Genomic DNA, 7070 nt, shown 5'->3' with positions numbered 1-7070 from the left:
GAGTTCGGAGATCAACGCCTCACCAACCGGCGTGCGCACGTCGAGTCCCCGAACAACCAAATGACTGCCAGCGGAGAACGCGTCGAGCACGGGAAGTGCGCGGGCACGTCGATTGGCATCGGCGAGCCCGGTCAAACGGATCAGTGTGGCCCGGAAACTTGCAAAATCGGCATAGGACTCTCGAAAGAACGACAACGAATTGTGCACCTGGCCGAATGCTTGAGCAGTTTGCATCACGTCGCCGAAAGTGATCTGCCCGCTGAACAATCGAGATCCCTGGACCAGAAACGGAAACACCACCGCTGTCTGATCCACTGCCAGATTGAAGCCACTGAACTTGAGCGTCCGGAAGACGATCGCCCACATATTGCGGATCACTGCAGCAAAACGTAGTCCGAGCGTGCGTCGTTCGACGTTCTCTCCGCGATAGAAGGCGATGCTTTCGCCGTACTCCCGTAGTCGAACCAACGCGTACCGGAAGCTGGCGCCGAGTTTCTCGTTCAAGAAGTTCAGCATGATCAAAGGCCGGCCGATCCAGAATGCGAGTGCCGTGGTCACCAACACGTAGGTGTAGACGAGAAAGATCATCGCTCGCGGAATCTCGGCACCGAAAACAGTCAAGGGACCGGACAGATCCCACAGGATCTTGGTGAAGCTGACGATCGAGACCATTGCGGCGACGGCGCCCATGGACAACGTGCGGGACGACGTCGCGAATGCGGTGATGTCTGCCTGAATACGTTGGTCCGGATTGTCGACGGGGTTCTCCAGGAAGTTTCCGCAATAGTAGGCGCGGCCGTCGAGCCAATCGTCGGTCAATGTGTCATTGAGCCAACTGCGCCAATTGATATCGAGTGTTTGGCCCACCAGGTAGACGACGAGTGAGCTAGCGACGTGGACTGCGGCCAATATCGCGAACACTCGCAGGTAGTGCCAGAAAGCGGTTTCGTCGAGGTTCTGAATGGCGTCGTAGAAATCCTTGTACCAGTACGAGAACAACACCGTCACGCGGACACCGAATATCGTGAGCAGCAGCAGTAACGCGAGAATCGACAGCGGAATGACGGTGCGCCGGGGATCGAAGTAGGGCCAAGCCATTCGCCGAAACTGGTTGCCCCAGCGGGTATACCGAGCTAGCAGCAGCGCGGTGACGACGAGAACCGCTACCGTGATCGCATATGCCTCTGCCAACCACAGTGCGCTGTCCGTTACCGCGCTACCCCAATTCACCGTAGCCTCCGTCCTGGAGGGGAACTGACGATCACATATCGGTCGACAGCATTCGGTTCGCGATCCGCAATCCCGAGTCTTCCGCGGCATCCAATGCACGTGATTGCTCTGCCGTTATCCTGTCGCACACCCAATCCCAGTGCATCGTCACCACAGCGCCGGGGACGGGCATCGCCGCAAGCGCGTTGCCCTCGACCCTCCACCGCACTCTCTGCGTTGCCGGTCGGCCGCGTGCGAGTTGCTCACCGTCGAACTCGAGCGGGGACGAAACCACCAATGCATGCTCCTCGCCGACGTCCTCGACCACTCCCCATCTGATCCGGCAGTTCTGGAGGACGGACAGTGGGACCGCACCGCGCTTCCGAAGAAGCTTGACCCACGGATACACCAGAAATACGTGAAAACTGTGGTGCGCGAGCGCGCGGTCCCGACCCCCGAGGACGGGGAGGAACCCGGTGTTCTCGCGTTCACCGAATGCTTTTCTCAGGTGCTGCAACAACTTCCCCGAATCGAGAGAGTCGAGGAGATCACCTCCCACCCAATAGGCTTCGATCACTCGCGAATCCAGAGGGTCGTCGATGCCCGCTCCTACAGCCAATGCCTCGAGGTACGGCCACGCACCGTCGAATTGACGAGCGCGATCACGGTCGCCGCTGCCCGAGTTGCCGCTGGCCAGACGAAGCAGCACTGAAGGATCGTCGGGTCCGCAGTAACCCAACTCGTTCGGCGGATACGCGTAGCGGGCAAACAATGCCGGCCCGTTCATACCGACGGCAGTCATCAGCAGATCCGCGGGAGTTGTTCACCTGCCGGCAGATCCACTACCCGATTGCCTCCCAATGCCGTACGCGCCACCACCATTGTGCGATGTTCGGCCACGCACTCCCCGATCACGGCGGCTCCCACACTCAGTGGATTGCCGTGCATCGCTTCCAGAACCAGGGCGGCATCTTCGCGTGGAACGAAAGCGATCAACTTGCCCTCGTTTGCGACGTACAACGGATCCAAGCCGAGTAGCCCACAGGCGTCGCGCACGTCAGCGGGAATCGGCAGATCTCGCTCCACCAGCGCAACCCCGATGTTCGACGCCTGAGCGATCTCGTTGAGGGTCGCGGCGACTCCGCCCCGCGTAGGGTCGCGCAGGACGTGGATGTCGACACCGGTGGCAATCATGTCGGCCACCACGCCGTTCAGGGCCGCACAATCACTGCGCACTTCGGTCCCGAATTCGAGACCTTCGCGACAACTCATCACGGCCACGCCGTGAACGCCGATGTCGCCGCTGACGATCACGACGTCACCCACTTGTGCGCGAGTGGGGCTGATGTCCACCCCGTCTGCGACAATCCCGATTCCTGCGGTGTTGATGAAGACTCCGTCGCCGTGACCGGCATCGACGACCTTGGTATCACCTGTCACCAGCCGAACGCCGGCAACGTGCGCGGCCTCACCGAGCGCCTTCGCGATTCCCGCGATGTCGGTCAGCGCCGTCCCTTCTTCCAGGATGAATGCCGTCGACATCACCAATGGCTGCGCTCCCGCCATCGCCAGGTCGTTCACCGTTCCGTTGACAGCGAGATCGCCGATAGTTCCGCCGGGAAACACCATGGGTTTGACGACATACGAGTCGGTCGAGAACGCGAGCCGCACCCCGCCGACGTCGAATACGGCCGAGTCACCGAGTTCTGCATCGGCATCGCTTCCGAACGAGGGCAGGAACAGGTGCTCGATGAGCTCGGCGGACATCGCTCCTCCACCACCGTGCCCCATGACGATGTTCGGCGAATCACGCAGCGGCAGTGGGCAGACCCACGCCGACAAGTCCACGACAGCGGTCTCCTCAGCCGGCATGACCCGCCTCCTGAAGTTCCAGGCGCCGGTACAGGTAGTACGCGGCGCACGCCCCCTCGGACGACACCATCGTGGCACCGAGTGGATTCCGCGGAGTGCATTCCTTCCCGAAGGCACTGCACTCGTGTGGCTTGATCAAACCTTGCAACACTTCTCCGGAACGGCAGACGCTCGACTCGTCAGTATGGATATCGGTCACCGAAAAACGCTCTTCGGCATCAAAATACGCATACTTCGGTGCCAGCTGCCAACCGCTGTCCGGGATCGATCCGATGCCGCGCCACGTCCGGTCCGACACGGCGAACACATCCTCGAGCATCGCTTTCGCTGCGGTGTTGCCCTGCGCGGTGACGGCACGGGCGTAGGCATTTTCGACCTCGTATCGACCCGATTCCAACTGCAGCACCGTCTTTCGGATGCCCTCCAGCAGATCCAGCGGCTCGAATCCGGTGACGACGATCGGGACCTTGTACTTCTCGGCCAGCGCCGGGTACTCCGACGTTCCCATCACACTGCACACATGCCCGGCCGCCAGAAATGCCTGCACGCGGCACTCTGGCGAATCCATGATCGCGGCCATCGCCGGCGGGACCAGAACGTGCGAGACGAGTAGCGAGAAGTTCTCGATACCCAGGCGATTGGCCTGATAGACGGTCATGGCGTTGGCCGGCGCGGTGGTCTCGAATCCGATCCCGAAGAACACCACTTGCCGGCCCGGATTCTCCTTGGCGATAGTCAGTGCATCCAACGGTGAGTACACCACCCGCACGTCACCGCCGGCGCTCTTGATGCGGAACAGATCCGACGAACTCCCCGGAACTCGCAACATGTCCCCGAAGGAGCAGAAAATGACATCGGGTCGTGCCGCGATTTCGAGAGCTTTGTCGATGATCTCGAGCGGGGTGACACAGACCGGGCATCCGGGTCCGTGGATCATCTCGATCTGTTGGGGAAGTAATTGATCGATGCCGTGTCTGATGATCGAATGTGTCTGACCACCACACACTTCCATGATCGCCCATCGCCGTGTGGCCAGCGCACGGATCTGATCCAGCAGTTTGCCGGCCAGTTCCGGATCGGAGAACTCGTCCAGATATTTCATGATTCCGTCTCCTTCGGTTCGATCCCCGCGGCCCGGGCAGCCCTTTCGAACCCGTCACCGAATTCCTCTTCGAGTACGCCGAGGTGCTCGAATTCCGCCAGCGTGCTGCGAGCGGATTCCTCGTCGAGTCGCTGGATGGCAAATCCGACGTGCACCACGACGTACTCGCCGACTTGGGCGCCCGGAATGTACTCGAGGCACACTTCTTTTCGGACGCCACCGAAGTTCACCACCGACATCGTCGTTCCGTCGCGTTCCTCCAGGGACTCGATACGTCCCGGTACGGCTAGGCACATGACACAACTCCTGACCTCATGACGAACTCCCCACCAGCACTTGGCCGTAGGCGAGACCGCCGTCGTTCGGCGGCAACTCCAGTCCTGTCAACGGCGTGAATCCAGCGTCTGAGAGCAGAGCACACGCCCGAACGAGCAGTAGAGGGTTCTGAAAGACACCTCCGGTGAGTACTACCTCGTCCACTCCCGCCAGTTCCCGGCCACGAATTGCCCACTCGAGCACCAGGTGCGCTACGGATTCGTGGAAACGGGCGCCGATCACTTCAGCGGGCAACTTCTCCCGGAGATCGCGGACAACAGCCCGAATGACCGACCGCGGATCTGCTGTCCACGAATCGTCGTCCGACTGCGTCCAATCGAAGGTGTACCGCGAACCGGCGCTGTCGACTCCCCTCGACACCCCCTCCAACTCGATGGCAGCCTGCGCTTCGTAGTCGACCCTCTGACGGACCCCGGTCAGCGAGGAGACTGCGTCGAACAACCGCCCCATGCTCGAGGTGTCCACGCACCCGAAACCGGTTTCCATCTGGTGAAGTAGGACCGACTGCTCTCGGGGCGGACAGGCTGCCACGGGCGCGAGGTCGGATTCCCAGTCCAACCCGGCATGCCACAGGTGGGCGAGCGCCATTCGGTACGGCCGTTCCACTCCGGCATCGCCACCGGGCAGCAGTACGTATCCCAGATGCGCGAGACGGCGATAACCCTTGTACGTCGCCAGCAGTAGTTCCCCTCCCCACACTGCGCCGTCCGCCCCGTAGCCGGTGCCGTCGAACGCTATTCCGAGAACTGGTTCGCTCCCGTCCCGGCCGTTCTCCCCCATCACGGAAGCCACATGTGCGTGGTGATGCCCGACGATGCGCACCGGTCGGTCACCACTACGACTGCGAGCCCACGAGGACGAGCGATACCGAGGATGCTCGTCACAGGCGATCTGGTGCGGCACCACCCCCGTGATCGATTCGAAGTGACTCTCCGACGCAGCAAAACTGTCGATGACAGCGAGGTCGCCCATGTCTCCGATGTGCTGACTCGGCCACACATATCCGTCCTCGGCAAGACAGAAGGTGTTCTTCAGGTCGGCCCCGACCGCCAAGGTAGGCGGTACGTCGAACGGCGCGGTGACGGGCAGCGGAGCATATCCGCGCGAGCGACGAAGCAACTGTCTTCCACTGCCGACTATTCGCATCACCGAGTCGTCACACGGCATCAAGATCGGACGGTTGTGGGTCAATACCCCGTCGGCCAGGTCACCCAATCGTTCGAGATCGTTGTCGGAGTACAGAATCGGCTCACCGCCGATGTTCGCCGATGTCATGACCAACACCGCTGGGCCCGCCTCTTCTCCGGCCAAACCCAGAAGAAGATGCTGAATCGGGTTGTAGGCCAGCATGATTCCGATATCCGGAATGCCGGGGGCAATCAAGGGGGAAAGCGCGTATCCAGACGCTTTGGCAACCAGCACAATCGGGCGCTCGCGCGAGGACATGGCATCAGCCTCGGCATCACCGACCACACCCAACTCTCTGGCTTCTGGCACATCGCGCACCATCACCGCCAACGGCTTGCTTGCTCGATGCTTGCGTTCACGCAACTCGTGAACCGCGCGGTCGTCGCGGGCATCACAAGCCAGGTGAAATCCTCCGATTCCCTTGACAGCAAGAATCTTCCCGTCTCGCAGTAGGGATCGGGCTCGTAGCAGTGCACCCTCACCGGTCACGGCGGGCGCGTCCCCTTCCACGAACGATAGCGTTGGACCGCACTGCGGGCAGGCAATCGGTTGCGCATGAAACCGGCGGTCGGCGGGATCCACGTACTCCGCCGCACAGTTCGCGCACAACGGGAATCGCTTCATCGTCGTAGCGGCGCGGTCGTAGGGCAGCGATTCGATGATCGTGAATCGCGGACCGCAGTTGGTGCAGGTGATGAATGGATGACGATATCGCCGATCGCTCGGATCAGTCAGTTCCCGGAGGCAGTCGTCGCAGATCCCGACATCCGCCGGCGCCAAGGTTCGCCCGACCGACCCCGCATCCGTCTCGACTATACGAAACCCCTCACGACCAACCGGCCGCGAGTCCTCGCGCTCTACCGACTCCACCCGTGCCAGCGGTGGGGGGCGGTTTCGCACCCGAGCGACAAATGCATCGATTGTCTCTCCGTCGCCTTCGACGTCGATCACGACACCGAGAGCAGAATTTCCCACCGAACCCGACAGTCCCAGTTCGGTGGCGGTCGCATGGACGAACGGCCGGAAGCCCACCCCCTGGACTACGCCACGAACGATGACACGGCAGGCGATCTTCATGTCCCGACCTCGCCGTTACCAGTATCGGAGTCGACTACCTCACCGTCGTGGCCACCACGGCCCATCAGTTCGAGGCCGGCCCGAGCGTGGCGAGCTCCCTGCTCGTCGACCTTCTCGACTGCAAAGCCCATGTGGATCACCACCCAGTCACCTGCCGTGACGGTGCCTTCGTCGAGCATTCCGATGTTGACCTTGCGTGGTGCCCCCTCCACGTCGACGAGAGCGAGTTGACCTCCGTATCCGTCCAGTAGTTCGCGTACCCGTCCCGGAATCCCCAGACACATGA

7 protein-coding genes are annotated in these 7070 nt (G+C 61.7%); all 7 read right to left on the bottom strand.

Translation table 11 applies throughout. From position 1 onward, the window contains the following. The coding region (locus tag QM609_RS21010; protein WP_283337411.1) for an ABC transporter ATP-binding protein/permease at positions 1 to 1230 on the bottom strand (1230 nt) is incomplete at its 3' end. Positions 1231 to 1261: 31 nt separating this feature from the next. Further along, entirely contained in the window at positions 1262 to 2011 is a 750-nt protein-coding gene (locus QM609_RS21005; protein WP_042922579.1) for a DUF6390 family protein, read from the bottom strand. Next, entirely contained in the window at positions 2011 to 3081 is a 1071-nt protein-coding gene (hypE, locus tag QM609_RS21000) for a hydrogenase expression/formation protein HypE (protein WP_050655147.1), read from the bottom strand. Before hypE ends, QM609_RS21005 begins: the two co-directional genes overlap by 1 nt. After that, the gene (gene hypD, locus QM609_RS20995) at positions 3071 to 4183 is read right to left on the bottom strand and encodes a hydrogenase formation protein HypD (RefSeq protein ID WP_007735088.1); all 1113 of its coding nucleotides are present in this window, start codon (positions 4181 to 4183) and stop codon (positions 3071 to 3073) included. The genes hypE and hypD overlap by 11 nt, the downstream gene beginning before the upstream one ends. Continuing rightward, positions 4180 to 4479 (bottom strand): HypC/HybG/HupF family hydrogenase formation chaperone, encoded by a 300-nt coding sequence (locus tag QM609_RS20990; RefSeq protein WP_003942168.1) that lies wholly within the window; start codon positions 4477 to 4479, stop codon positions 4180 to 4182. Before QM609_RS20990 ends, hypD begins: the two co-directional genes overlap by 4 nt. A gap of 16 nt (positions 4480 to 4495) precedes the next feature. Further along, positions 4496 to 6784, bottom strand: coding sequence for a carbamoyltransferase HypF (gene hypF, locus QM609_RS20985; protein ID WP_050655148.1), 2289 nt, complete (start codon positions 6782 to 6784; stop codon positions 4496 to 4498). After that, positions 6781 to 7068: a HypC/HybG/HupF family hydrogenase formation chaperone gene (locus QM609_RS20980; protein ID WP_007735086.1), complete on the bottom strand. Its 288-nt coding sequence runs from the start codon at positions 7066 to 7068 to the stop codon at positions 6781 to 6783. Before QM609_RS20980 ends, hypF begins: the two co-directional genes overlap by 4 nt. Between the last annotated feature and the right edge of the window lie 2 nt (positions 7069 to 7070).

The organism is Rhodococcus sp. IEGM 1302 (assembly GCF_030056935.1).
GTDB classification, from domain to species: Bacteria; Actinomycetota; Actinomycetes; order Mycobacteriales; family Mycobacteriaceae; genus Rhodococcus_F; species Rhodococcus_F qingshengii.
Note: the sequence above shows the minus strand (reverse complement) of the source record. Positions and strands in the feature narration are given on the sequence as shown.

What these genes read in the sequence shown, in the direction of transcription:
- hypD (WP_007735088.1), bottom strand. Translation starts at nt 4,183, where the DNA reads ATGAAATATCTGGACGAGTTCTCCGATCCGGAACTGGCCGGCAAACTG.
- QM609_RS20980 (WP_007735086.1), bottom strand. Translation starts at nt 7,068, where the DNA reads ATGTGTCTGGGGATTCCGGGACGGGTACGCGAACTACTGGACGGATAC.
- QM609_RS20990 (WP_003942168.1), bottom strand. Translation starts at nt 4,479, where the DNA reads ATGTGCCTAGCCGTACCGGGACGTATCGAGTCCCTGGAGGAACGCGAC.
- hypF (WP_050655148.1), bottom strand. Translation starts at nt 6,784, where the DNA reads ATGAAGATCGCCTGCCGTGTCATCGTTCGTGGCGTAGTCCAGGGGGTG.
- hypE (WP_050655147.1), bottom strand. Translation starts at nt 3,081, where the DNA reads ATGCCGGCTGAGGAGACCGCTGTCGTGGACTTGTCGGCGTGGGTCTGC.
- QM609_RS21005 (WP_042922579.1), bottom strand. Translation starts at nt 2,011, where the DNA reads ATGACTGCCGTCGGTATGAACGGGCCGGCATTGTTTGCCCGCTACGCG.